This is a genomic window from Emticicia soli (genome assembly GCF_037860775.1).
Taxonomy (GTDB): Bacteria; Bacteroidota; Bacteroidia; order Cytophagales; family Spirosomataceae; genus Emticicia; species Emticicia soli.
Map to the genome: position 1 here is coordinate 34,746 of NZ_JBBEWC010000015.1, position 24,680 is coordinate 59,425.

The window sequence follows — 24,680 nt, forward strand, 5'->3', positions numbered from 1 at the left end:
CTATTATTCCGAAGCCCCCTTTTGCAATTCTCTTAACTTAATATATTTCAGCGTAGCATAAACTGTTTGCGCAAATGCCCACACAAATCCCCGGTAGCCATTCAGGAAGTTTAATCTGACGAAGTACTCAACCAAAAAAGTAATCGGAAACTTGGTGATAATTTTCAGAATAGAAGCCTTTTTACCTTTTTTATATAATTCCATAGCCATTCTTGACGAATAACTATTTACTTTCTGAAAGAAGTCAGTTACATCGGCATAGCTGTAATGCAAAACATGGTTATTGAGTTTGCCTACCTTCCCCTCAAGTATCACTTCCTCATGAATATCTTTAAGGTTATAATTGCCAAATTTCTTATTAAACAGGCGCAAACGTGGCATTTTATATTCTCGGCCATAGCGAAGCATTTCGCCAAGAAACACAATAGTACTTGGCACCATAAAGCCATTGTACTCATTGCCCAGCACCAGACGAGAGTTTATTTCATCTTTCAACTCCTTAGTTACTACTTCGTCGGAGTCCACAACCAGCACCCAGTCGTTGCTAGCATGTTTGGCGGCATGGTGCTTTTGTGCGCCATAACCTTCAAATTTTCGGTAATAAATCTGGCAGCCAAATTCTTTGGCAATCTCTAGTGTTCCGTCGGTGCTACCACTATCTAATACCACTATTTCGTTGGCCCAGCCGCTTACTGCTGCTAATACTTGTCTTATTGTGCGGGTGTTGTTAAAGGTGGTAATTGCTACTGAAAGATTCATCGAATGAGGTTTAAATTTCAAAAGTAATATTGTTTGCAGTTTTTAACATTGAAGTTGTTGAGAATTATTTCTTTCTTTTAAAAATGTGTTGTTTTGGCTACGACTGCATCAAATAATTTCAACCATAGCTCTGCTATGTTTTTATTATTTGATTTGTCTCGCTCAAAACACCCCTATTTTTAAACAGAAATTAAAATCCTAAACAACTTCATTGTAATTTTGCAAAAAAATTGACTCATAAATGATAGAAACCCACGCACATATTTACGACGACCAGTTTGACGAAGACCGAGGCGCAATGCTACAAAGAGCCTTTGATGCAGGCATAAAGCAAATCTGGATGCCAAACTGCGACCACGAGACTATTGACGGCATGCTGGCGCTAGAACAACAATATCCGGGTATTTGCTTGCCTATGATGGGCGTGCACCCGTGCTACATAAAAGAAAACTTTGAGCAAGAACTAAACATAATAGAAAACTGGCTTTCGCAACGAAAATTCCCGATGATTGGTGAGATAGGTATCGATTTCTATTGGGACTTGAGCTACGTGGCACAACAGGAAGAGGCTTTTATAGCTCAGTTACGCCTTGCACAAAAATACAATCTGCCTATTTGTATTCACTCTCGTAACTCTAAAAATGGCGAACTGAATGCCATTGTAAGATGTATTGAGCTGATTGAACAATTTGGCTGGAGCGATTTACGAGGTATTTTTCATTGTTTCTCGGGCAATCTGGAAGAAGCACAACGAGTAATTAGTCTTAACTTTTTGCTAGGCATTGGCGGTGTGGCTACTTTCAAAAACGGTGGTATGGACAAAGTACTTCCATCTATTGATTTACAACATATTGTGCTCGAAACCGATTCACCTTATCTGGCTCCAGTACCACACCGAGGTAAACGAAACGAAGTAGCCTATATTGAACTGGTAGCACGACGAATAGCCGAATTGAAGCAAATATCTTTTGCTGAAGTAGTGAACCAAACAACCATTAATGCCCTAAATTTGATACAAAAATAATTACCTGAACATTGAACCTGAAACTCCTTCTTTTAGGCATTTTATTTGCCGCTTCGTGGGCTTCGGCCTCGGCGGCGGCAAAATTCGGGCTCCGTTCGGTTGAGCCTCTGGTTTTGTTTCAGATACGCTTTCTGGCTGCCGGTATTATTATGCTTGCCTACTCGTTTCTGATTCAGAAAGACCGCCTACCTAAAGGCAAAGAATGGCGTGAGCTTACTATTTTTGGCGTATTGAATGTAACGCTTTACCTGAGTTTTTTTGTATTGGGTATCAAAGAAGTAGCAGCAGGCATTGGTAGTCTTTCAACTGCTACAAATCCTTTGTTTATCAGTATTCTATCTGCATTCTGGATAGGTCGTAGCGTAAAACTGGGCGAGTGGATGGCAGTATTGCTGGGTTTAGTAGGCGTTGCCGTAGCAACCTATCCCCTACTTCAACAAAGCCATGCTACACCTTTGGGGCTTATCTATATGGCTCTGAGTATGCTTTCGTACTCTATAGCTACTATTTATTATTCTAATATCGACTGGAAGCTATCAAGAACAGCCATTAACGGCTGGCAGGTATTCCTTGGGGGTATCCTGATGCTTCCACTTACTTTCCTGTTGCATAAAGCACCAAATAATTTCGACCTCACCTTTATCCTTTCGGTGCTCTGGCTGATATTCCCGGTTTCAATACTTGCCGTACAACTGTGGCTATATTTACTAAAAGTTGATGCAGTAAAAGCCTCCTTCTTTTTATTCCTATGCCCTATTTTTGGGTTTATTTATTCATATTTTCTGCTTGATGAACCCATCACCTACCATACTTTTCTGGGTACTGCCTTGGTAATCGTTGGGTTGTATATAGGGCAACGAAAAAAAACAGAGAAAGCAACCAGCGAGTAATTTATTGTTGAAGTTTAGAGCAGAAATACACATTTATATTTCATATTTACGTTAACGAAGTATTTACTCGACTTAAATTATGAAATATACTATTTTTACAAGCCTTGCTATGTCTACAGTTCTGTGTCTTTCGCTCATGAACGCTTGTAGCAAACAAGGCCCTACCGACCCAGTAGATACAGCAGAGTCGAGCTTTGATTTAATTCAGAACAGAATTCTTACCAGTTCTTGTGCCATACCGGGTTGCCATGCTTCCGAAAACGATGGTTCTTTTGCACAACACGGGCTGGTTCTTGCCAAAGGCAAAGCTTATAACAATCTTTTTGAAATTGCCCCCAAAAACGAACTTGCAAGAGCCGACGGACTGAAACTAGTAAAAGCCTTTAACTCGCTACAAAGTCTGTTTTTTCATAAAGTAAATCCTGATAACAGCCACCATGGTGGCAAAAACTATGGCAGCACTATGCCACTAGGCAATGCGCCGCTCTATGCGGGCCAGATAGAATTTATACGACGTTGGATTGAAGCAGGTGCTCCCGAAAAAGGTAATGTGGTAGAAACATCCTTATTAGATGATAAAACACCTAGTGAAACAACTCCTTTCGAGGTTTTGGCAGCTCCTACAGCCGGAATGGGCTACCAGATGAAACTTGATAAGTTTGATGTTGCACCTAAATTTGAGCGGGAATTATTTGTGCGAAAACCCCTAGGCAATACCGAAACAGCCTATATAAACCGCATTCAGATAAAAATGCGGCCGGGTAGCCATCATTTTATTTTATACGGGTTCAGAAACCCCGAGAACCTTGCGCCATTGAATCAGGTACGGGATTTACGCAATGCCGATGGCTCGCTCAATATTCTTACTTTTCAACAAATGGGTAATCATATTTTTAATTTTGGTGGCAGCGAAGCAAACATGGACTATACTTTTCCTGAAGGTACTGCCGTAGCCATAGCACCCAATGCCACTTTCGATATGAATTCGCATTATTTCAATACAGGCACAAGCCCGATTCCCGGCGAAGTCTACATTAACCTTTATACAACCAATAAAGCCAATGTAAAAAACACCTTGAAAGTGCTTGACTTAGCCAATCAGAACCTTAACATTCCACCCAAACAAAAGACAGTTATTTCAAAAACTTTTACTTTCGATAAAAACATAAAAGTAGCCATGCTTTTCTCTCACACCCATAAATTAGGCGAAAAGTTTGAAATACTAATCAAAGGTGGTAGCCGTGATGGTGAAGTGGTTTATACTTCTGGTGATTGGGAACACCCCGAGAAAATTAATTATACACCTTATATTTCAATAAAAAAAGGCGAAGGGCTCACTTCCCGTATTACTTATAATAATACAACAGACAAAACCGTGAGATTCGGCCTAACCACCGAAGACGAAATGGGGATAATTTTCGGCTATTATTTTGAAGAATAATGCCCAAACTAAGACAAAAAAGCCTGAGAATGTTGCTATTCTCAGGCTTTTTTGTCTTCTACAATTCTACTTCAATTCACTACTAACCGAAAAGAGGAAAATTATCATAAAAATATCTAACACAGGTACTAAGCTTACTTTGAGAGCAAAGTCATAATTATGACGGGCATATGCAACCCAGGAAATAATTTGTGTAGAAATAATTAAGATGGGTAAAGCAACAAGAGTTCCAAAAATCCACCATGTTCTTTTAGTGGCGCCTGAATCAAATACAAACGGAGACATCATGGCACCAAATGCAGCAGGAATCAGAATGACTAACATAATAATGTTAGCAATTAAACTACATGTTTTCATAAGGGGTTAGTATTTAAAGGGTAAGATTAAGTAAATATAACTTAATCTTCGCATAAAAATTATTTTTTTAATAAAAAAAGCACGTAATTTTAGCATTCCAAAACTTTTATGAATAACTTATCACTACAACTAGGTATTTTCTGACTAAAAACTTTTCAGATTCAGAAACCCTATTGTGATTTTACGAGTCTTTACCAATGACCCCAGCAAAAACAAGCAAGTATCGATCATTACTGCTCTTATTAATCTTTTTCTTATCAGGCTTTGCCGCTCTCATTTATCAGGTAATCTGGCAACGATGGTTGGTTTTCTACACCGGTATCAGTTCTGTTAGTATCAGTCTTATTGTATCGGCCTTTATGGCTGGTTTAGGTTTGGGCTATTTAGCCGGAGGCCAACTAGCCGACCGTGCAGGTAAAAACCGCCCGATATTGTATTTTGTATTGGCCGAATTAGGCATTGGTCTCTTTGCCTTGGTCAGTAAAAGTATTATCTACGACTGGCTCTATTTATCAAATGCCTTACAGGCAGGTGGTGGTTTTCAGATTTACCTCATTCTTTTCCTGATTTTACTTTTTCCTACTTTCCTGATGGGGCTTTCGTTGCCCCTGTTATCAAAGGCATTTGAACAGAAGACCTCCGAGAAGCAGGCCAATTATATAAGCTTATTATATTTTACCAACACACTTGGGGCAGCAATTGGTACTTTTGTTACCTCTTTTGTACTTATCCGTGTGATGGGCTTCGAAAGCGCCGTTCGTCTAGGGGCTTTGCTGAACTTTACCTGTGCCATTACTTCGGTTATTATTTATTACACAGAAACCAGAAAGAATACAGCACAAACTACAAAAGAAAGCGCTACTTTACTTACTGACTCTAAATCAGCAGGATTTACATGGAACCGTAACTTCACTTACTGGATTCTACAATATACAACCTCGGGTTTCATGGCTATTTGCTTCGAGATAATGTGGTTTCGTATCATTGAAACCATGATGAAATCGGTTGCACTTACGTTTTCTATCATTCTGGCTATTTACCTTGGCATGATGGCCATAGGAACTTATTTTGGTGTTCGGTTTGCCAAAAACTATAAAGGCAACAGGCTAAAACTGTTTCTTAATTCTCAATACTTCTTATATTTTTATACCATTGGCTCAATAGTTATCTTACAATGGGCTGTTAAAGATGTATCGGCCTTCTCTTTCTTGTTTGATTATTTAAAAAGCTACGAAACCTCTTTTGCCACAAATATAGCCATTACCACTATGCTTGTGATTCCGATGTTTCTGATGGCTGTCCCGACCTTTATTATGGGCTTTAGCTTTACTATCTCACAATTAATCATTCAGGATAAGTTCGAAGAAGTAGGCCGCAAAGTAGGTTGGTTACAGTTTATGAATATTGTAGGCTCAACGGCAGGTTCATGGTTTGTAACACTGGTGGGTTTCAATTATTTGGGCACCTCTCTTACCATTAAGTTAATAAGCTTAATAGGTCTGGTGTATATTTTTATTATGCACAAGCACCGTTTCAATTCAATGCTTGTGCGTATCAGCATGGCTGTTGGGCTTGTGCTGGCTGTTTTCTTGCTACCAGCAAACGAAAAATTCTGGATGAAACTGGGAGGAATGACCAGTGAAAAAGATTTTATTATCAGAGAAGACGAAACGGCACTATCATTCATCAAAACTTTTGGCGGCAATGCCTTTGTATATACCAATGGCTTAGGACAAAGTATGTTTCCCTTCAATCAGGACAATACACACATTGTATTAGGCGCAATTCCGGCCCTTATACACCCTAGCCCCGAAGATATTGGTATTATTGGTTTAGGTTCGGCAAGTACGCTTTATAATGCAGGTGGTAGAGAAGTTACCAAAAATCTCGATTGCTTTGAGGTAATTATAAACCAGCCAGATGCTGTTTACGAATACGTAGAACGCAGTAAAGATAGCTCGGCCTATTATATCATGACCGATAAACGTGTAAATCTGATTTTGCAAGACGGACGCTATTTCTTACACAGAAACGAAAAAAAATATGACATTATAGAAGCCGATGCGCTAAGACCAAAGTCTTCGTATTCGGGTAATTTGTATTCTGTTGAGTATTTCGAGCTTTTAAAGTCAAAACTGAAAGATGGCGGCATGGCTATTACGTGGGGCGCTACCGAACGTATCAAAAATGGTTTTCTGAATGTGTTTCCGTACACTTATGAGTTTGGGGGATTTATGTTGGTAGGTTCTAACAAACCGCTGCAGCTTAACGAAGCCGAAATCATGAAAAGACTGGATGACCCATTCACAAAAGCGCATTATGCCCGTGCCAATATTGATGTATATGCTTTATTGAGCAGCACCCTACAAAGCAAACGTATTTTACAGAATGGCACTACTCAAAACAAGCGAAATGTGAATCTTGATATGTGGCCGAAAGATGAATTTGATTTTGGCAGAATATGGGCTAATATTCTGAAAGACGAAGACTAAATTTATCATAAGTTAAAAACGGAAAAGCCCTCTGGCACATTCGCCTCAGAAGGCTTTTCCGTTTGTCATAAGTTCTATTCTAATATTAACAGCAAAATTCTGTTTATCTTCTGTTTTTAGGCGGTGAAGGCATTGCCGTGGTTTTATTAGTAACACGTGCCTTTTTCTGGTTTTTCTTTTTTGGGTCTGGTGTTGCCATAGTAGCAAGCGTACAACTCAATAAAATAAGTAATGTGAGTATATTTTTCATGTTGACTGCTGTTTTAGATTAGTTACAATTAGCATAATTATAGGTAGTAATAAACATTGCTTTTTCCAGTTTATTTTCAGCCTCTTGTTTAGTTATAAAACCATTTTCGTTATAAGTATATTTATTAGCCACATCCCACGACAACCTGGTAGTTGCCATAAAGTTTTCCCAGTTTTCGTCATAATGTGTGATAGCCTGTGCAGTACCTACAATTATATTAGCAGGTTGAAGATTAAGCGGAATAGAATAAATAAGGTCGCTGGTAAACAATTTAGGGTCGAAAGGATGCCCCTTAATTGCTATATCATAATTCTTTTTAGTTTTATCTGTTTCGTAGGTTTTTACTTCATATTGATCAACTATAGAATTACCCAGCTTTACGGTTGACTTAGAAAATATTCCGCCTGGGCCATTATATTCGTATGCAACATTAAAGCCATCCATTAACGTAGTGTAGCTTGATATACGCTTCTGGGCATCTGTCTTAATCATAAATTGTTCGTAAAGTTCTCCTTCAGGAGATTTGAAGTCGGCTCTTGTTAATGCACCGCTATTGTCATAGATATAATCATCAATATATCCTTCGCTGTTCACAACTTTTACTAAATTACCAGTTGCATTGTAATCAAACTTGATAGTAAGATTCAGAGGTTTACCTTCTTCATCTTTCCATGAATATAATATTTCAGTTAATTGATTAGCTGCGCTAAACTTATATACATAGCTGCTGCCATCTTCGTAGGCAACTTTCTGAATCTGGCAATCTTTAGCCATAGGGTCTTCAGTAATTGTAGATTCTGGCTTGCAGGCGATAGCAAATAAAATAATAATAGAGTAGATGATTTTCTTCATAGCCATAAAGCTGTTTTAATGTAAAAGAATTTAAGGTTAATTACGGTTTAAAAGTTTTGTTCAACTCATGATTTTGTTATAAATCGGTTTGTTTATTTTTTAGCAGTTTGTCGAAAGCAATACTGTTTTCATTCGTTTTATCAATTTTTCAGATTTATTTCCGAAATCCACCTGCTTTTGTTAAATTTCCATAGATTCAGAAAACACGTAAATCGGTTGAAAAACGTATATGGTTTGATGTGACAAAATTCTGTAGAAATAATAGTTCATTCAATAAGGCAATTGTCCTATTTTAATCTGTTTATAGCCCTATATGAGGTCAGCACTACTCCACCTGGTTCTGTATATATGCTTTTTTACAAGCAACACCAGTGCTCAATCAAATGTTGATTATTTCAGAGATGCGGGCAAGCAATTGCCTCTTAGTGCTATTGCCAATAAAAATTTTCGGCCACTACCAAATAAGCTCATCAGTTTCGGAAAAGATAGTGCCAACCACTGGCTCAGGATTCATATAAAAAACAATAAAGCACAATTTGAAAAATACTTTTTCGAGATAGACTTTGTATGGCTAGATTCTGTGTGTTTTTATAAGCAAGACTTTACACTGGTAAAAGCTCTTTCGTGGCAAACACCTTTTGCAGAAAGACTCTACGCTCATCAGAATTTTATTCTACCCATTTTATTAAAACCGCACAGCGATACTACCATATACACCAGGCTATACAAAAAACGGATGTTAATTAAAGGAAATGCCAGCGTCAAAAAAGAAGAGGTTTTCTTTTCAGACCATACTTTTGACACCAGTTTTTACAGTTTTTTTACGGGTATTGTAGCTATAGTTTTTATGTTTGCAATGGCTATTTTTTTTACTAACAAAGATTGGGTTTATCTCTATTATGCCTTTTATGTAATATTTAGCCTAGGTTTTACCCTCACGGCCTCGGGGTTCTTTTTACCCCTGTACCAGAAAGGTTTCGGCTTTGTTTCAGGTGCCGAACTCCGCAATTGGTTACTATGGTTCTCTCTGGTCTTTCTGCTGCTTTTTATAAGGAACTATATTCTGGGTGGGCATGTATTCAACCGTATCAATCTTATTATCTGGAGAATTACATTAGGTTTGATGCTTGCATTGGTCTTTCAGCGGCTGGCAATTATTTATTTTGAGGAAACAAGAGGTATAGCACCTTATTTGCTGCTTGTAATGATGATATGCTGCTTTTTACTTACAATAGTGCTAAGTTTTTATCTTGTTGTTTACAGTTATACAAACAAAATTAACCCTTCGCTGGCTAAAAACTACCTGATTGGCATTACGCCTTTTTTTATATTTGGTGTCTTATCTTATTTCCGCACTTTTGAGTTTATCGGGCACACCTGGCTGCTTAACCAGCAAGTGCAGGTTATATGTGTGGTTTTTGATATAGTTGTATTAATGTTTGGTCTGAGCATTCGTTATAGAGCTTTGCGTGAAGAGAAAGAGAAACAGGCTCGTCTGGCACTTGAAAACAAGCTGGCACTCCAATACGAAAAAGAGCGCATCAGCCGTGACCTCCACGATAGTGTTGGCTCGCAGCTTACCATTGTTGCTACCAGCCTTGATGCTGCTACTTACCTGGCTTATAAGCAAAAACTTGAACCCCAGAAACTCGAAAGAATCAACGAAAATATACGTGAGGCAGTGCAGAGCCTACGTGATACTATCTGGGCAACGCACCAGTCTAAAATAAGTTTAGACGATTTTGATAAACGCCTGCGCAACTATGCACTAAAAGTAATTGAAGACAAACTAAAGGTAACTATTGATTTTACTGTGTCTGATACCGATGTGTATATGAGTTCTATGCAGGCCATTAACCTTTTCAGGGTTATTCAGGAGGCAATACAGAATGTACTCAAACATGCACAAGCTACCCAGCTTGAAATCTGTTGTACTCAAATAGAAGGCACTATAAGCCTGTCAATCATCGACAATGGCGTAGGTCTGTCAACAGAAAGTTTAAAGAGTACTGACTCTTACGGCATAAAAAATATGCACAACCGGATAAATGAAATTAAAGGTGTGCTAAAGATAGAGTCGGTAGCAGGCAAGGGGACTAAAATTTGTATAGAAATACCTATTTATGCGGCAAATGCCCTATTGAAAGAGTGATAAATAAGGCATTAATTTGTAAAAATATTATTCGCTTCTTATGAATACTATCAGCATAGGTCTTGTAGACGATAACCCCGCTTTGTTGAACAACATCAGCGATAACCTTTCGGTTTTTGAAGAATTACACATTGATTTCAAAGCAATAAATGGAGTAGATGCTCTGGAGAAACTCAAAGTGTACAGCCCTGATATTATTCTGATGGATATTGAAATGCCCGAGATGGATGGCATTAAAGCTACCCTTGAGATAAAAAAGAAGAATCCTCTACAAAAAATAATGATGCTTACCGTACTTGACCGTGACGATAAGATTTTTGAGGCTATAAAAGCAGGTGCTTCGGGCTATTTGCTGAAAGACGAAAAACCTAGCAAGATTCTGAGAAGCATAGAAGAATTAATGGATGGAGGCGCACCGATGTCGCCCATTATTGCAGCCAAAACGCTTAATATATTAAGAAGAGAGGTAATTATTGAAGAAGAGAAAGAAAGAGCTTTAGTATCACCTCAATCGTTTAATTTAACAAAGCGTGAGGTTGAAATTCTGGAAAAAATTGCCAGTGGTTTAAGTTATACCCAAATTGCCGACCAGTTGTTTATTTCGGCCAAAACTACCCGAAAACATACCGAAAATATCTACATGAAACTGCATGTACATTCAAAACTCGAAGCTGTAAAACTAGCTCAGAAGAATAAATGGGTTTAAAAAAGGCTATTCTTTAATAACCTACTGCCATAAAATAATAAATCGGTACTGAATTGCTTCGATACCGATTTATTGTACTTTATGATGTTATGAAAATTATTTCGCAATTTCCATACTTACTTCACGTGCATTGATAGTTTTGCCATTCATACCATCTAATACGCGTTTTACGTCTTGTTGTGGTACTTCTACAAAGCTGAATTTGTCATAAATATCGATTTGACCGATAGCACGACCTGCAATACGAGCTTCTGAGGTAATAGCACCTACAATATGGTTTGGCGCAACGTTGTCTTTACGACCTAGGCTGATAAACAAACGAACCATGTCTGTTCTGCCCGAACCACGGCTACCTGGCTCCTGACGTCTGTCTCTTGGTTCGAAACGACGTTCACCACTGCGTTGTTCTCTACCACCAGATTCACGGCGACCACCATCTCTTCCACCAAAGCTGTTTCTTGAGTCTTTTCTATCGAATCTTGAGTCTTGACTTCTTGGCTCGCGGTAGCTATCAGATAATTGTGCATCAGAAAATTCACTTTTTACTGCGCCTACCTGCATGTTAATTAATGCAGCCATTATTTGTGCATCAGAGTATCCTTCTTCGCTCAATTCACCAACAATATCTTCATAAAAGTTATCAACGCCAGAAAGAAGTGTTTCTCTTACTTGATCCAAGAATTTACGATGACGAGTTTTTACTAATTCATTGAATGTAGGAATTTTCCCTTGTTCAATTTTTACTTTAGTATAATTTTCAATATCACGAAGACGGTATTTATCACGACCCGAGATAAGCATAAAGGCTTTTCCGGTTTTACCTGCACGACCTGTACGGCCAATACGGTGTACGTAATATTCTAAATCTTGTGGTACATCAAAGTTAAATACTGCATCTACGCCCGATACGTCAATACCACGAGCTGCTACGTCTGTTGCAACCAGAATAGTAGTTACACCTGCACGGAACTTACTCATTACTTGCGAACGCACTTGCTGGCGCATATCACCGTGAAGCCCTTCGGCTGCATAGCCACGTACTTGTAAATCGCTTACAATTTCATCTACTTTCGATTTAGTATTTGCAAACACCAACATCAATTTCAAATCATGTACATCTATTAAGCGAGTCATTACCTCCATCTTAGCTTCCTTGCGCACAGCAAAGAAAAACTGCTCGATATTGGCATTTGATACTTCTTTTTTCAATGTTTTTACGATTTCAGGATTTTTCTGAAAACGTTTGGTAATAGAAAGAATCTCAGGCGACATTGTTGCAGAAAACAACAAAGTTTGTCTTTCTGTAGGAGCAAAAGCAAGAATTTTCTCAATGTCTTCACGGAAACCCATGTTCAACATTTCATCTGCTTCGTCAAGAATAGCAAGTTTAATATTGCTTAAAACTAAAGTTTTACGCTCAATGTGGTCCATGATACGGCCTGGCGTACCAACTACAATTTGCGAGCCTTTCTTTAATGCCAAAAACTGACGCTCGTAAGACTCACCACCGTAAATGGCAGCTACATTAAGCCCTTTTTTATACTTAGCAAGTTTCTGGATTTGTTCTTTTACCTGAAGTGCCAACTCACGTGTTGGGCACATAATTAAAACCTGTGTATTTCTATCAGTTTCATCTACTGCTTCTATGGCCGGTATACCAAAGGCTGCAGTTTTGCCTGTTCCTGTTTGCGCCTGACCAATTACATCGCCACCACGCATTACTACTGGGATTGCGGCTGATTGTATAGGTGTTGCGTACTCAAAACCAAGTTCTTCAATTGCACGAAGAACATACTCCGAAAGCGGGAGCTCGGAAAATTTCACTACTTCCATCAAGGATAAGATATTTGTTTAGTCGGAACTAACACTGCCGTTCTCACGCAAAACCGTGACTGCCCCGAATGCCGAAAAAAAATAATAAAGCGAACGATGAGAACCACCCGTTGCCTGCTCTGAAAGGAATTTGAATGAAAGAGAAACTCTTTGTGTCGAATTTTTATTACTGCAGAGGCTCCATACGGATGTGCCTTTTAAAACTTCTGCAAAACTAATACTAATATTCCGATTCACCAAGGGTTTGGCTAAAATAATTGTATTTTTTCTAGAATAGTGACCCTTTATTGGCTAAAAAATCACTATTCTAATAACAAATATTATTTATCCAATCAATTGAGTTTTGTAATGGCCTGATAAACCAGCACTTTGAATTTGCTACTCAAATCGCCATAGCTGTTTGGCACTTTCTGGGTCATTATTAAACCTATGATTCCCTCCTTTGGGTCGGCCCAATAAGTAGTACCAAAATAACCACCCCAATCGAAGGTACCAACTGACGGAGGCAACTTTGCAGCTTCTTTTTCGGTAGTGATACTAAAGCCAAGGCCAAACTTATTATTGCCCACGTTTATATCGCCAATCTGGTTATGAATCATCATATTTACCGTAACAGGCCCTAGCAATTGTTGCCCCTTATATTTGCCACCATTGAGCAACATCTGTAGAAACATGGCGTAGTCGGCAGCAGTAGATACCAAACCTGCGCCACCCGCAAAATAAGTACCTTTTTCTTTGGCATAATTGCCATAGTTGCCGCTTACTTTCATTACTTTCTTCTCTTTGTCTTCGGTATTCAGGGCCGTTAAACGATTAAACTTAGACTCGGGCAAATAAAAATAGGTATCATTCATACCTATTGGCTTAAATATACGCTCTTGCAAAAACACATCGAAACTCGTGCCTGATATTACTTCTACAAAATAACCCAGTACATCGGTATTCAAGCCATAAGACCATTTTTCGCCCGGATTATGTATCAAGGGCATTTTTGCCAATCGGTTGATAGCATCTTTTAATGTATAATTAGGGGTCCCTATTCCGCTCGGGATATCGTTTTTAGCATAAATAGCTACAGCCTCCCTACTACCAATACCTGCATAACTAATACCCGAAGTATGTGTCAGCAAATCTCTGATAGTGATTTCTCTTTTAGCCGGAACCGATGTATATGAACTATCTGCCTCGTTGAATTTTTCTAACACAACCGGATTTTTGAACGAAGGAATATATTTTGAGATAGGGTCATCGAGTAAAAACTTGCCTTCTTCATACAACATCATCACGGCTACACTTGTAATAGCCTTGGTTTGAGAAGCAATTCTGAAAATAGCATCTTTGGGCATTGCCTTTTTGGTTTCGAGGTCATCAAACCCTAAGCCCTTATGATACACAATTTTACCATTTCTTGCCACCAGTACCACAGCACCTGCGGTATAAGATTTTTCAACATATTCGTTCACTACTTTATCAATACGCTGTAAGCGTTGCGTACTCATGCCTTGGCTTTCGGGTGTGGCAAATGTTAGCGACTGAGAAAAGGCAGAATAACTTAGCAAAAAAACAAGAATAAAAGAATTGAAATATTTCATGATAGAGAGGTTTGAACAGATTTGAATTTTTAGAAACAAATATAAAGTTTCTCTTTGATTTTCAAGCATATTCAAGGTATTGCATTTTGTATGTTTCGGTATTCAAAAAAATCAGATAAATTGAATACATTTGGAATAACAAACACGCCTATTTATGATTCATGAATCTTTCTTTGAAACCGATACCAAACAACGCAAAATATTTTTTCAGAAATGGCTACCGGAGCAATCTGCTGTGGGCATCATTGCTTTAGTGCATGGCTTAGGCGAACACAGCAGCCGATATGCCCATGTAGCTGAAATCTTTACTTCGCAAGGCTTTGCCATGATAGCCGTTGATACCTACGGACACGGACAAACCACAGGCAAAAGAGGCCACGCCGACTCAATGGAAGCTTATATGGGGCAAATCAGCCGTTTGCTTACATTAGCCAAAGAAGCAGTACCCAATAAGCCTGTTTTTCTATACGGCCACAGTATGGGTGGCGCATTAGTACTCAACTATGTGTTCAGACATAAACCTGACATAAACGGACTTATTGCCACCGCACCGGCTGTTCGCCCGGGTTTTGAGTTACCTAAACCCCTCTGGATTATCGGTAAAATAGCCCGTGCCATTGCCCCGTCTTTTACACAGGCCAACTCGCTTGATATAGAAAACCTTTCGCACGACCGCACCGTGATTGACAAATACAAAGCCGACCCACTTGTGCACAATCAGGTGTCGGGTATGGTGGGTATCACACTTATAGAATGGGGAGAATGGCTACTGAAAAACGCAAAACATGCACCCGTACCGCTATTAATAATGCATGGCTCAGAAGATAAACTAACCAGCTACGAAGCCAGCAAACTTTTAGCTTCTCAATTATCAGGCGATGTAACTTTTAAAAGCTATGAAAAGCTTTATCATGAAATTCATAATGAGTACGAGAAACAAGCTGTTATGAATGATATGCTGAACTGGATAAAAAAGCATGTATAAGTTTCGGGGGCTGGCACAGTATTTTTTTGTATCTTTATACACAAATCCGAGAAAATTTAAAAGCCACAAAATTCGTCAATGAAACTTGCTATCAGTTGCCAGCTTGATTATGAAATCGAACAAAATACACCACTTATCCTGATGCTCCGCCCTCGTAGTGGTTCAGGGCAGTGGATTATTAAAGAAGAATACTTACTAGAACCCAGTGTACCAGTAAGCGAATATACCGACTTATACGGTAACCTTTGTCAACGACTATTTACGCCTCAAGGCAGTTTTACCATTAAAACATCGGCAGTTGTTGAAGTAACCGAGCAGATAGATGTAGATTTTAGTGCTAACTTTGTGCCGGTACAAGAGTTGCCGGACGAATCTCTGATTTACTTACTGCCAAGCCGCTATTGTGAGTCTGATAAAATGGGTAATTTAGTAACTACAATTGTAAAAGACACCCAAACCGGATACGAGCAGGTAGAAACTATCAGACAATGGATTTATGAAAATATCCGTTACGAATACGGGTATAGTAATGCCTCTACCTCGGCACAGAATACATCAGAGGGACGTGTAGGTGTATGCCGTGATTTTTCGCATCTGGGTGTTGCCCTTTGCCGAAGCATAAATATCCCTGCCCGTTTTGTGGTGGGTTATCTTCACGAGCTAAAGCCGATGGATTTACACGCCTGGTTCGAAGCCTATCTGGGCGGCCGCTGGTACACTTTCGATGCCACTCAAACCGAACCAAAAGGCAATAGAGTGGTGTTAGCGTATGGGCGAGATGCCGCCGATGTTGCGCTGGCAACACAATTTGGAAACATGGAGTTGGTAAGTATGTTTGTAAATGTAGAGCAAGCCCAGGAATAATGTTTTTTATAAATACTCAAGAATGTCTGAATTTAATATATATAGTTCTTCTGCGGGGTCGGGTAAGACCTTTACTTTAACTAAAGAATACCTGAAATTACTATTTATTAATGGCGATAAACCCTTTTATTTCAAACAGATTTTAGCCATTACTTTTACCAACGATGCCGCTAACGAAATGAAAGAGCGCATCCTGAGAGACTTGAAAGCAATTGCTGATATTGAGAATTTTAACGAGCAATCAAAATCGTGGGATGTGTTTCAGGAAATTCTTAAAGAAACCAACTTATCGGCAGAAGAGATTCAGACAATAGCTGCCAAAGCATTTAAAAATATCATTCTTGAGTATTCAGACTTTGCTGTTAAAACCATTGATAGTTTTGTTAACCAATTGGTAAATGCTTTTACCGAGGAGTTGGATATGCCTTTTAATTATGAAATTGTGCTAGATACCGACCGCATAATGACCGAGGCAGCAGAGCGGCTAATTGAAAAGGCAGGAGCTGAAGGCAATGAAGAAATCACTAAGATTCTGGAAGGCTTTATAGAAGAAAAAGTAGGCGATGGACAAAGCTGGAATTTCGTAACCGAAGAATTAGCTAAATTTGGTAATCACCTTATAAATGACCAGTTTTATTCTTTACTTATAAAAATTGACGGCCTTGGCGATAAAGATTTCAGCGAAATAGCTAATAATATTCATACCTATCTGAAATGGTTTGGCAGCACAATTACAGGGCTAGCTAATAGTGCAATAGAGCTGATAGAAAACGAAAATCTGCTTATTGAAGATTTTACCCAAAAAGGCAAAGGCATTGGCGCTTATTTTTATAATATGCGTGACGATTTTGAGAACGAGTATTATTATAAAAAAGATTCGTCGCCCAATTCTTACCATTGGGCAGCAATCAGAGAAGACAAGTGGTATAGTGCCAAGGGCACACCCGCACCTACAAAAGCCAGCATAGACCACATAAAAGAAAACCTGCGAAGCATTTTTTATGAAATGCAGGATTTTAAGGACAAAAACCTTAAAAAATATACACTTTATAATCTTCTAAGGCCTAATCTGCGAAAGCTGTCTTTATTAAAAAAAATAAAGGCTGAGTTTGATTACGTTTTGAAAGAAAAAAATCAGGTATTTATTGCAGAGTTTAACCGCAAGATTCTGAACATTATTCTGTCAGAGCCTGTGCCTTTTATTTATGAGCGCATCGGCGAAAAATACAAACATTTATTGATTGATGAGTTTCAGGATACTTCCGATATGCAGTTTTATAACCTGCTGCCGCTCATCGAAAACTCACTGGCAGGCAATAATTTTAATCTGATAGTTGGCGATGCCAAACAGGCTATTTACCGATGGCGTGGTGGCAAAATGGAACTCATTGTGCATTTGTTTAAAGGCAATATACAGGCCCTTGTAGAAAGTCCACTTATTCAGAGCCATCAAAGAGATCAGTTTTTTGCTATCAAAAACAGGCTGAAGCCCAAGGCACTTATTACTAATTATCGGAGTGCACAAGAAATCATCGATTTCAATAATACTTTCTTTAGCTCTATATTATATAGATATTCTAATGAGTTTAAGCTTTTACCCGATGTATATGAAGATTTCAGACAAGAGAAATCAGGCAAATCACTTACCGGAGGGCATATTCAGTTTGAGTTTCTGGACTACGAAAAAGAAAGTACCAACATGCTTAACCGTACACTTGAGCTTATTCAGCAAGTGATACAAGAAGGTTATAGCCAGGGAGACATAGCCATTTTGTGCCGCCGCAATAAAGAGTCGGCACTAGTAGCTAATTTTCTGACAGAAGCAGGATACCAGATTATATCTCGAGACTCCCTTTTGCTTAAAAACTCTTCGTCGGTACGTCTGTTAGTAGCTTTTATGCGCATTATCAATCAGCCTGATAACCGATTGGTAAAATCGGAAGCTGCTTATCTATTCTATCAGACCATACTTAATCGCGTACCCGATAGCCATGACAATACCGAAATAAGCGAAGCAGTGGAAGCTACCGACCCAATGCGGTTTTATGAGATTTTCACGAAACATGGTTACCACCTCGACCCAATTGTGATGATAAAGTCGGGCATTTATGAGCTTGCTGAAAAGATTATTGATGCCTTTGATTTATTTAACCGTACCGACCAGAAAAACTACTTATTCAGATTTCTGGATGTTGTGCTTAATTATAGCCTGAAAGACAGTAATCACTTACAGGATTTCCTGACCTATTGGGAAGATAAAAAAGATACTTCGGCTTTGTCGGTAAAATCTCCGGCCGAACAAGATGCTATCACTATTACCACCATTCACCGCTCTAAGGGGCTTGAATATCCCGTTGTCATTATTCCATTTGCCCATTGGTCGCTACGCCCGCAAGCCTACGCCGAAATGTGGGGAGACCTGGAAACATTAGATTACGAAGAACTTTCTTACCAATCAGAAGACCGCACTTCTCGTCTCCTTTCTTCGCCCATTAAGTTTAGCGAAAGATTGAGTATGACTGACCTTTTAGGACAATATAACGACGAAATGCAGGCCACTTTTTTAGAAAACCTGAATATGCTTTATGTAGCTTTTACAAGAGCCGCCGATAAGCTATTTGTGATTTCGCAGAAAAACCATTACAAAAAAGTGCAGGGTGTTGGGGAGTTAATGCAGAACTTTCTGGAAATTGGAGGCTTTTTTGACCCTGAAGTAAATATTTACGAAATAAACAAAGGCTCGTTTATCAAAAAGCCGACTAAGAAAACCCCGAATGAAGACAAAATATATTTAAGTCGGATTATCAGCGAAGACCGTAGCAACCGACTACGCCTCAGAAGGATCTCTGAAAAGATATTTGATACCGAAACGCTCGAGAAAAGTAAAGATAAAAACAACAAGGTGCGCTCGGCGTTTGCTAAAATCAGTACCCGAAACGATATACCAAACGCACTACGGGAATTGGAATTTGAAGGCATTATCAGCCCTAAGGAAGGGAATGAAATGAGAGAAGCCATTGATACAATTATCAATCTGCCCCTGTTAACACCTCTTTTTGAAGAAGACCTGATTATTGAAAACGAAAGAGAGATATTGCAACCTAACGGAGAAATACAACGCCCTGACCGTGTGGTAATAAAAGATGATATGGTGTATATTGTTAATTATAAACCGGGGCGCAGCAATGATTTTTTCCAGAAAGAACGAGACATACGAGAAATACGTGATTTGGGTATATTATATCAGCAAATGGGCTCTGAAAAATTAAAACTCATGCTAGTTTATTTAGAATCGGTTGATGTGGTAGAAGTTAGCATATAGAAAAGAAATATGCAATAAAGATTATTAGCTGAATTGTAAAAAGGTCAGGATATGCTGCAAATAAATACCCTGACCTTTTACTATTAGTAAGAAAATCACATTTCAACTCCCAAAAAGATTTTTACCTATAAACGCATTTCTGAACTTACCTTTAGGGTCATATTGTGCAATCAGTTTTTTGAAATCATCTAGCTTCTCGATACGAGACTGTAATACCTGCGGAGGCATAGTGAAGAGCTTACCCCAATGCGGACGAGCATTGAATGACGCTAGTTGTTGCTCAATCTGCGGTAGTAGCTGCATTACAGCATCTTTTTCTTGTTTCCATGTAAAATGAATAATAGCACAGGCTTGTTTATACCCAGGGCTCATCCATAATTCATCAGCCGACATGGTGCGTATCTCTGTGATAAACAGATGTGGTGTTATTTTTTCATGCAATTGTTCAATGGCCATCATAGCCTTGTAGCCATGTTCTAATGGCACAAAATATTCGGCTTGCAGTTCTTTCCCGCTACTCGGTGTAAAACCCATTCTGAAATGCGGCATACGCTCATACCAAGGGCCTTTTACACCCATTTGTTCGGTACAATTCTCAGCCGAAAGGTCTTCTAATGGATGTATGTTTCGGTCCGATGCCTTCGCTCCATAAAAATCGGGCGCTACGCTGCCACTATCAGTATCCTCAAAGCGGCTCTTTATCCATACCTGATTTATATTTTTATTGCTCCAGTCAGTAAACAAACTCACACTATATCCGCTCGACATGATGGCCTCAAAATTATGCTCTAGCTCGGCCATTGGTAAGTTTTTATATACTACTTGCTTCATGCTAAAGGTAGGGATTAGTTTAAGCGTAAGCTTTGTTACAAACCCTAAAGCACCTAAACCTACTACTGCTCCACGAAAAACATCTCCGTCTTTTTCTTCCGAAAGATTCACAACATTGCCGTTGGCATCAACAAACTCAATGGCAGATACAGCAGTTGCCAGATTCCCGTTTTTAACACCCGAGCCATGCGTAGCAGTAGCACAAGCCCCTGCAATAGAAATATGTGGCAACGAAGCCAGATTATGCAAGGCAAAGCCATTCTCATCAAGATACTTACATAGCTCGCCATATTTTATGCCGCCTTCAACCGTAACAGTACTATTGGCGGTATCTAAAGCGATGATTTTATTTAACCCTGCCGACGAAATTTGATTTTCGATGCTATCAGCTATGTCATTAAATGAATGCCTAGACCCTAGAACCCTCAGTCGGTCGTATTTTTTTATCATTTCCTGCACTTCTTCTACCGTTTTGGGTGTATAGATGTTATCTGTACTATAAGTTAAATTACCAGCCCAATTTGTACGGGCTTCTCTTTCTTTACAAGCCATTAATTGTGAAATGATGCTTCCTGTTACAAGAGCCGAAGAAGTTTTCAGAAATGTTCGTTTGTTCATAGGTTAATAAGGGTACAATGGTATAAATGAGTAGGAAAGCAATTTATAGAAATATTATGTAAATGCAAAAAAATACAGGTTTTGTTATATATGCATTTATTCAATACCCCTAAAAGCCAACTGGGGTGACAAGTACTTATACCTGCCACCCCAGTTGGTCATCGGGTTTGTTGTTAATAGGTTTTCTTTTACTCAGTAGCGCTTTCTTCTCTTCTCTCTCCGCATCTACTACCCCACCTGTTCTTCATTCTCTGCTTAAACTCATCACGCTCTTCCGGGTTCATTTTATCCCAACGCTCAGCCATTCTGTGTTTCCAGAACTGGCGACCACCACCGTATGGGCCACCCCAATGCCCACCACGGAATCCTCCAAAAAGGATTTTTGACAACACCAGAAGCCCTAAAGCCTGTGCAAAAGTAATAGCGCCTAAACCAAATATGCTTGGTATAAGCCAGTTCCATAGCCCCATTACTACAAAACCACCTAATAAAACAAAACCCATGATGAAAACAAAACCTTTAAAAAACCAGAACTTTCTCATTTTTATGTCTATTTAAAAGGACAGTATCTATCCTTGATTGATTAATATTTTTATTGATAACTACTGAAATAAATCTTCGTACAAATACCTGAGTCGCTCTCTTAAAAACAAAACCGCTTGTCGTTTTGCAGCAATCAGTTCATTGACCTTCACGCCTGTAGTAGTTGAAATCTCTTTAAACGATTTATCTTCAAGCTCATGCATTTCGAACACCAATCGCTGGTGGCTCGGCAGGTCTTCTAAGGCTTCTGAAAGCGCTTCCAGAATAGTTTCCTGCATCATAGGGTCTTGCGTCGATGAATCGGGCAGTATATCAAACAACGATAAGTCTTCTTCATCTTCTGCCATACCCTGCATTACTTCTTCCAGCGCATCGGTTTTCTTTTTACGGTAAAAATCGTTGATTTTATTTCGGGCTACTGTAAACAACCAGCTAACTGTCTGGTCGATAGGCTTAGTTAATCTGTACATTTCTACCAACTCATAAAATACCTCCTGCAAAACATCTTCGGCATCAGACAAAGAGGGCACCCGCTGCCGGATAAATCCTAGCAGTCGCTGTCGTTCGCCGCTGATGGTTTGCTGAATCTCTTTATTTTGTTCGGTAGTTGTCATTAATTATCTAAACATAGCCATTTGATTTTGTAGACGCTTGGCACAGTTTTTTATAATATTTTAGTGAAGAGTGGTAAATACTATTTACGAATGGTAAATAATCCATACTTTTGCTTGAGTACTTCACCTTTAATCATTAAAGATATTTATGAAAAAAATCGTTTTGTATTGCAGTTTTATCCTTGCCGTAAGTGCTTGTAAATCAAAAACATCAGAAACCCAGACAACTGAAGGAACAACTTCAAACGCTGACACGGTAGCAACTGCTACAAATCCAGCTAAAGAAACGCTTTGCTTTGAAGAAAAAATAGGCAAAGACCTAACTACAGTAAGACTAACTATTGATGGCAACAATGTAACCGGAAGCATGGAATGGCTTCCTTGGGAAAAAGACCACGCCAGAGGCACATTGCTAGGCAAAAAGAACGGCAACGAAATTATTGCCGATTATGAATATATGATTGAAGGCTCTAACCAATTAGAAGAAAAGATTTTTATACTAGAAGGCGATAAACTATTGGTTAAAAGCGGAGAACTTGAAGATAAAAACGGCAAACTGATTTTAAAAAATCCAGCCAGAGCAACCGTAGGCCAGACACTTAAAAAAGTGGCGTGTCCATAATAAAAAAGAGGGGTGTTTTAAAACACCCCTCTGGTATATCATCCGAATAAATCGCTGCTTAAATAACGGTCTCCCCTATCGCAACAGATAAACACAATTACGCCGCTTTCTAGTTCTTGTGCCAGTTTTATAGCTGCCGAGGCTGCTCCGCCGCTGCTCATACCTGCAAAAATACCTTCGGTTTTAGCCAATTTACGTGCCATATCAGTTGCTTCTGCTTCCGAAATATCCATTACCCTATCTACTCGTTTAGGGTCAAAAATCTTTGGTAAATACTCTACTGGCCATCTTCTGATTCCCGGAATCGAAGAATTTTCTGTGGGCTGGCACCCAACAATCTGAATATCAGAATTCACTTCTTTCAGATACATCGACGTACCCATAATAGTACCCGTAGTACCCATTGAGCTTACAAAATGTGTAATCTGCTGCTCAGTATCTCGCCATATCTCCGGCCCTGTGGTTTTGTAATGTGCCAGGTAATTGTCAGGATTAGCAAACTGGTTCAACATATAATATTGCCCCGTAGCGGCTTGTTCTTCGGCGTAGTCTCTACATTTTTCTATGTTATCGAGCAGAACCACTTTTGCGCCAAAGGCTTCCATCGTGAGTGTGCGTTCGCGTGTAGAGTTAGAAGGCATTACCAGTTCAATTTCTAAATCAAACAAGCGGGCTACCATTGCCAGACCAATACCTGTGTTTCCGCTGGTAGCTTCTATTAGCTTCATGCCGGGCTTTATGTCTCCACGCTCTACGGCGCTTCTTATCATATTCAAAGCCGGACGGTCTTTCACGCTTCCTGCCGGATTGTTCCCCTCTAATTTACCGTAAATCTTTACGTTGGGATTAGGATTCAGTTTCTTTAATTCTACTAAGGGAGTGTTTCCTACAAGGTCAATAATTGTTGCCATTCCAAATTGCTTTATTTCTTTGGGCTTGTTGTACTAATATTTTTATCTGAGAATTTTCTAATTAAAAGTAATTTTAGACGGCTTCACGCTCTACCACCGTTATTTCGGGTTTATGGTAAACCGTAGCGTAAGCAGGCACCGATTTTGTGAGCCAAACGTTACCACCAATAACGGCATGCTCATTAATAACTGTCTTACCACCCAGAATAGTTGCCCCTGAGTAAATAACAACATAGTCTTTTACTGTTGGGTGGCGTTTGGTATTTACCATTGCTTTGTCTACACTTAGTGCACCTAGCGTTACACCTTGGTATAGTTTTACGTGCTTGCCAATAACCGTGGTTTCGCCAATTACAACGCCTGTACCGTGGTCAATAAAGAAGTGTTCAGCAATTTGCGCTCCCGGATGTATATCAATACCTGTTTTTGAATGTGCATATTCTGTCAGGATACGAGGCAACAAAGGAATTTCCAGCAAATGTAACTCATGTGCTAAACGATAAAAAGAAATAGCATAAAAGCCCGGATAAGCCCTTATTACTTCAAACTCGCTTTTGGCCGCAGGGTCTCCTTCGATAATTGCCTGAATATCGGTTTTTAATACCTCATATATGTGTGGAATTCTTTCAAAAAACTCACGGGCTCTCCATTCGGGGTTACAATCTTTGCACTGATAAGTAGAAATCAATATGTTTCTTAACTCCAACTCAAGGTTCTTGAATTGAATTTCTATTTCTTCTTCCGAACGAAAATATTCTTTGGTTTGCTCCGGAAAAAGCAATCGGATAATCCGTAAAGCCCATGCCGAAATTTCTTTGGTAGGCGGTACAGGTTCAGTGTTCTGATGTTTGTCAAAGATATGTTGAAAGAAAAGCTTATCCATTAGTTTGTGCTTTATAAGGTACTCTGTTCATAATATAGGCTATACGATAACACCCAAAAGTATGCCACTGTTCCTGAGTTAACGAAATTACTGAAAAAAGCATTTGAAGATAAGAGGTTTTTTTGACATTAAAATGCAA

Annotated in this window: 21 protein-coding genes; 10 read left to right on the plus strand and 11 right to left on the minus strand. The window is 39.1% G+C overall.

All coding sequences use genetic code 11. The features are described 5' to 3' along the window. Positions 1–3 precede the first annotated feature (3 nt). Complete coding sequence (locus WAE64_RS21235; RefSeq protein ID WP_340239794.1) at positions 4–759, minus strand: glycosyltransferase family 2 protein; 756 nt, start codon at positions 757–759, stop codon at positions 4–6. Positions 760–1,000: 241 nt separating this feature from the next. Between WAE64_RS21235 and WAE64_RS21240 the strand changes: the two genes are divergently transcribed. The 3 genes from WAE64_RS21240 to WAE64_RS21250 all read left to right on the plus strand — a co-directional run bounded on the left by WAE64_RS21240 (position 1,001) and on the right by WAE64_RS21250 (position 4,114). Next, on the plus strand, positions 1,001–1,783 hold the full coding sequence (locus WAE64_RS21240; protein WP_340239795.1) for a TatD family hydrolase: 783 nt from the start codon (positions 1,001–1,003) through the stop codon (positions 1,781–1,783). Between the two features lie 11 nt (positions 1,784–1,794). Continuing rightward, complete coding sequence (locus WAE64_RS21245) at positions 1,795–2,673, plus strand: DMT family transporter (protein WP_340239796.1); 879 nt, start codon at positions 1,795–1,797, stop codon at positions 2,671–2,673. Between the two features lie 79 nt (positions 2,674–2,752). Beyond that, positions 2,753–4,114, plus strand: coding sequence for a monooxygenase (locus WAE64_RS21250; RefSeq protein WP_340239797.1), 1,362 nt, complete (start codon positions 2,753–2,755; stop codon positions 4,112–4,114). 66 nt (positions 4,115–4,180) lie between these two features. Here the strand turns inward: WAE64_RS21250 and WAE64_RS21255 are convergent, their stop codons facing one another. Beyond that, positions 4,181–4,471 carry a hypothetical protein gene (locus tag WAE64_RS21255; RefSeq protein WP_340239798.1) on the minus strand — a complete coding sequence of 97 codons (291 nt, stop codon included), beginning with the start codon at positions 4,469–4,471 and terminating at the stop codon, positions 4,181–4,183. 197 nt (positions 4,472–4,668) lie between these two features. On the opposite strand from WAE64_RS21255, the gene WAE64_RS21260 reads away from it, so the two are divergent. Beyond that, positions 4,669–6,963, plus strand: coding sequence for a fused MFS/spermidine synthase (locus WAE64_RS21260; RefSeq protein WP_340239799.1), 2,295 nt, complete (start codon positions 4,669–4,671; stop codon positions 6,961–6,963). 103 nt (positions 6,964–7,066) lie between these two features. Here WAE64_RS21260 and WAE64_RS21265 read toward each other — a convergent pair whose 3' ends face one another. Beyond that, positions 7,067–7,213 carry a hypothetical protein gene (locus WAE64_RS21265; RefSeq protein ID WP_340239800.1) on the minus strand — a complete coding sequence of 49 codons (147 nt, stop codon included), beginning with the start codon at positions 7,211–7,213 and terminating at the stop codon, positions 7,067–7,069. 18 nt (positions 7,214–7,231) lie between these two features. Next, a complete protein-coding gene (locus WAE64_RS21270) occupies positions 7,232–8,065 on the minus strand; it encodes an RHS repeat domain-containing protein (RefSeq protein ID WP_340239801.1) in 834 nt (277 codons plus the stop codon). Positions 8,066–8,378: 313 nt separating this feature from the next. Between WAE64_RS21270 and WAE64_RS21275 the strand changes: the two genes are divergently transcribed. Both WAE64_RS21275 and WAE64_RS21280 read left to right on the plus strand, forming a co-directional pair. Next, on the plus strand, positions 8,379–10,217 hold the full coding sequence (locus WAE64_RS21275) for a sensor histidine kinase (RefSeq protein ID WP_340239802.1): 1,839 nt from the start codon (positions 8,379–8,381) through the stop codon (positions 10,215–10,217). A 40-nt stretch (positions 10,218–10,257) separates the two neighbouring features. Then, positions 10,258–10,923: a response regulator gene (locus tag WAE64_RS21280; RefSeq protein WP_340239803.1), complete on the plus strand. Its 666-nt coding sequence runs from the start codon at positions 10,258–10,260 to the stop codon at positions 10,921–10,923. 96 nt (positions 10,924–11,019) lie between these two features. Here the strand turns inward: WAE64_RS21280 and WAE64_RS21285 are convergent, their stop codons facing one another. Both WAE64_RS21285 and WAE64_RS21290 read right to left on the minus strand, forming a co-directional pair. After that, complete coding sequence (locus WAE64_RS21285) at positions 11,020–12,756, minus strand: DEAD/DEAH box helicase (protein ID WP_340239804.1); 1,737 nt, start codon at positions 12,754–12,756, stop codon at positions 11,020–11,022. Positions 12,757–13,088: 332 nt separating this feature from the next. Then, a complete protein-coding gene (locus WAE64_RS21290; RefSeq protein WP_340239805.1) occupies positions 13,089–14,348 on the minus strand; it encodes a serine hydrolase domain-containing protein in 1,260 nt (419 codons plus the stop codon). Positions 14,349–14,502: 154 nt separating this feature from the next. On the opposite strand from WAE64_RS21290, the gene WAE64_RS21295 reads away from it, so the two are divergent. From WAE64_RS21295 to WAE64_RS21305, 3 genes are all read left to right on the plus strand, one after another. Beyond that, the gene (locus WAE64_RS21295) at positions 14,503–15,333 is read left to right on the plus strand and encodes an alpha/beta hydrolase (protein ID WP_340239806.1); all 831 of its coding nucleotides are present in this window, start codon (positions 14,503–14,505) and stop codon (positions 15,331–15,333) included. Between the two features lie 78 nt (positions 15,334–15,411). Then, positions 15,412–16,197, plus strand: coding sequence for a transglutaminase domain-containing protein (locus tag WAE64_RS21300; RefSeq protein WP_340239807.1), 786 nt, complete (start codon positions 15,412–15,414; stop codon positions 16,195–16,197). Between the two features lie 22 nt (positions 16,198–16,219). Then, positions 16,220–19,519, plus strand: coding sequence for a UvrD-helicase domain-containing protein (locus WAE64_RS21305; protein ID WP_340239808.1), 3,300 nt, complete (start codon positions 16,220–16,222; stop codon positions 19,517–19,519). Between the two features lie 102 nt (positions 19,520–19,621). Here the strand turns inward: WAE64_RS21305 and WAE64_RS21310 are convergent, their stop codons facing one another. The 3 genes from WAE64_RS21310 to WAE64_RS21320 form a co-directional block, all read right to left on the minus strand. Then, a complete protein-coding gene (locus tag WAE64_RS21310; protein ID WP_340239809.1) occupies positions 19,622–20,968 on the minus strand; it encodes an FAD-binding protein in 1,347 nt (448 codons plus the stop codon). A 188-nt stretch (positions 20,969–21,156) separates the two neighbouring features. After that, positions 21,157–21,510, minus strand: coding sequence for a hypothetical protein (locus WAE64_RS21315; protein WP_340239810.1), 354 nt, complete (start codon positions 21,508–21,510; stop codon positions 21,157–21,159). A 60-nt stretch (positions 21,511–21,570) separates the two neighbouring features. After that, positions 21,571–22,125: an RNA polymerase sigma factor gene (locus WAE64_RS21320; protein ID WP_340239811.1), complete on the minus strand. Its 555-nt coding sequence runs from the start codon at positions 22,123–22,125 to the stop codon at positions 21,571–21,573. 148 nt (positions 22,126–22,273) lie between these two features. Between WAE64_RS21320 and WAE64_RS21325 the strand changes: the two genes are divergently transcribed. After that, positions 22,274–22,747 carry a hypothetical protein gene (locus WAE64_RS21325; RefSeq protein WP_340239812.1) on the plus strand — a complete coding sequence of 158 codons (474 nt, stop codon included), beginning with the start codon at positions 22,274–22,276 and terminating at the stop codon, positions 22,745–22,747. 38 nt (positions 22,748–22,785) lie between these two features. Here WAE64_RS21325 and cysM read toward each other — a convergent pair whose 3' ends face one another. Together cysM and WAE64_RS21335 are read right to left on the minus strand one after the other, a co-directional pair. Then, complete coding sequence (gene cysM, locus WAE64_RS21330; protein ID WP_340239813.1) at positions 22,786–23,658, minus strand: cysteine synthase CysM; 873 nt, start codon at positions 23,656–23,658, stop codon at positions 22,786–22,788. 73 nt (positions 23,659–23,731) lie between these two features. Continuing rightward, positions 23,732–24,541 carry a serine O-acetyltransferase gene (locus WAE64_RS21335; protein WP_340239814.1) on the minus strand — a complete coding sequence of 270 codons (810 nt, stop codon included), beginning with the start codon at positions 24,539–24,541 and terminating at the stop codon, positions 23,732–23,734. Between the last annotated feature and the right edge of the window lie 139 nt (positions 24,542–24,680).